Origin of the sequence: Stenotrophomonas sp. HMWF023 (assembly GCF_003060985.1) — a bacterium.
Classification (GTDB): domain Bacteria; phylum Pseudomonadota; class Gammaproteobacteria; order Xanthomonadales; family Xanthomonadaceae; genus Stenotrophomonas; species Stenotrophomonas lactitubi.
The window spans coordinates 31610-34151 of the sequence record NZ_QAIJ01000326.1; the positions used below are offsets into that span (position 1 = coordinate 31610).

2 protein-coding genes are annotated in these 2542 nt (G+C 68.4%); both read right to left on the reverse strand.

The features are described from left to right. Positions 1-329 precede the first annotated feature (329 nt). Positions 330-890 (reverse strand): TlpA disulfide reductase family protein, encoded by a 561-nt coding sequence (locus DBR20_RS20165; RefSeq protein WP_108267996.1) that lies wholly within the window; start codon positions 888-890, stop codon positions 330-332. Then, positions 887-2542 (reverse strand): thioredoxin family protein (locus tag DBR20_RS20170; protein ID WP_108267998.1); only part of this gene is annotated, 1656 nt, incomplete at its 5' end. The genes DBR20_RS20165 and DBR20_RS20170, both read right to left, overlap by 4 nt.

Consider the following 2542-nt stretch of genomic DNA (forward strand, 5'->3'; position numbering starts at 1 on the left):
TCGGAATGGCATGACCTGCTCTTGGTTGGTGTCGACCTTGGTCGACACGTAGATCCACGCCATGCGTGGATGCTCTTCGTTCAATTGTCGAAATATTCGATTCCGATGGAGATTCATCCACGCATGAGGTGGATCCATCAGACGCCGGAAATCTGTCAGAGGTGGGGCGGTGTCGGAGTGCGGGGTGTCAGCCGCATGGATGCGGCTGCCAAGCCTACAGGGACGTACTTGCGGCGTCCCCGCACTCCGATACCGCCCCGCCACACCACGGAATGCCGCTGTTGCTGTTGCGGTTGATTCGGCAGATGCAGGGCGCAGCCCTGCCGACCTTACTTCGCCCAGCCTTCGATCTCGCCGTGCGCGAACGGGCCGAGCTTGGCCTTCACCATCCGGCCCTGCGCATCGAACAGCACGCTGTAGGGCAGCAGGCCCTGCGCGTTGCCCAACTGCACGCTGGCATCGCGTGGGCCCGGGGTATCGAGCACGATGGGATAGTTCACCGGCACCCGCTGCAGGAAATCGCGCACGCCGTCCGGCGTATCCAGCGCCAGGCCCAACACCTGTACGCCGCGCGTGCCCTGGCTCTCGGCATAGCGGGCCAGCTCGGGCATCTCTTCCACGCACGGGCCGCACCAGCTGGCCCACACATTGACCAGCAATGGCCGGCCCTTGAACTGTTCGCGGATATCCTGCGCGTGACCTTCAGCATCGGGCAGGACCAGCGCCGGCAGCGGATCACCAGGGCGCAGCATCGGCAGCGCTGGCGGCGATACGGCAACAGGCGCTGCGGTTTGCGCCACCGGCGGCGGCGCCAGCCGATTGCCGGCCCACAGGCCAAGCCCGGCAGCCAGCACCGCTGTCCACAGCAGTGCTGGCCGTTGCCACTTCATCGTGCGGTGCGCAGCAGCGCCTCTTCCACCAGCGCCTGGGTCAGCAGGGTGGGCAGCACCGTCGGCGGCGCGCCGGGGCCGTACACCACGTACAGCGGCACGCCCACGGCCTTGTGCTCATCCAGGAACGCGGTGATCTGCGGGTCCACATTGGTGTAGTCGCCGCGCATGTACACCGCGTTGGTGCGCTTGAGCAGTTCCTTGAACTCCGGGCGCGACAGCACCGCGCGTTCGTTGGCCTTGCAGCTCACGCACCAGTCGGCGGTCATGTTGACGAACACCACGCGGTTGTCGGCGCGCAGGCGGTCCAGCATCTGCGGCGAATACTCCACCACGTTCTCGCTGCTCGCCTGCGCGGCACGTGCCGGCGGTGCCAGCTGGGTCACGGCCCACACCGGCACCAGCGCCGCGATCACCAGCAGCACGCCCAGCAGCCCGGCCGCGCGCTGGCTGCGCCAGCGGCTGCGCTCGAACAGCCACAGGCCACCGGTGAGCAGCAGCAGGCCACCCAGTGCCAGCGCCATGCCATCCACACCGCGCTGCTTGCCCAGCACCCACAGCAGCCACAACGCGGCGGCATACATCGGGAAGGCCAGCACGTGCTTCAGGGTTTCCATCCACTGGCCCGGCTTGGGCAGGCGGCGGGCCAGCGCCGGCACGAAGCCGATCAGCAGGAACGGCAGGGCCAGGCCCAGGCCGAGGAACAGGAACACCAGCATCGCCGCCACCGGTGGCGCAACGAAGGCATAGGCCACCGCCGGGCCGAAGAACGGACCCACGCAGGCACTGCCGACCACGCAGGCCAGCACGCCGGTGAAGAAGTCGCCGGCCGGGCCACTGCGTCGTGCCAGCGACTGGCCGAAGTTGCCGATGCCGCCGCCCATGGTGAACACGCCGGACAGGCTCAGGCCCACCGCGAACATGATGTAGGCCAACGCCGCGACCACGCCGGGATGCTGCAGCTGGAAACCGATGCCGACTGCGTTGCCAAGCATGCGCAGGCCGACCATCAGCGCGCCGATCACCGCGAAGGCAACCAGCACGCCCAGCGTGTACCACATGGCATGGCTGCGGGCGCGTTCGGGGCTTTCGCCGCTCTGCGCCAGGCTCAGCACTTTCAGCGACAGGATCGGCAGCACGCAGGGCATCAGATTCAGCACCAGGCCACCGCCCAGCGCCAGCAGCAGTACCCACAGCAGCGAGCTGTCGGTTTTCGGCACGCGGCTGGGGGCCTTGGTACGCAGCGCATTGTCCTGCTGTGCGTCGGCGGCGAAGGCATCGCGTGCGCCGCTGCTGGCGTCGGCACCACCGGCATTGGCCGGCGCGTCGTTGGGCACGGTCGGAAGCAGGCGCAGCGGCGTGCCGTTGGCGGCCTCGCGGGTGCTGGCAGCGGCCGAAGCGGGCAGCGAGCGGATCACTTCGTCGCGTGCAGCCGGTGCATCGCCGGTGGCGTTGACCTTGCCGGCGGGGATCGACAGCTTCACCCGGCGGGTCATCGGCGGGTAGCAGATGCCATCGGTCTGGCAGCCCTGGAAGGTCACCACCAGCGTGCTGTCGCCGGCCTCGGCGCGGCTGCGGCGCAACGGCACCGGCACTTCCACCTGTTTGAAATAGACCGCCACATCACCGAAGTGCTCGTCGCGGTGCGACTG

Bases quoted from the DNA above. Each gene is read 5' to 3' on its own strand.
- DBR20_RS20165 (WP_108267996.1), bottom strand. From the start codon at position 890: ATGAAGTGGCAACGGCCAGCACTGCTGTGGACAGCGGTGCTGGCTGCC.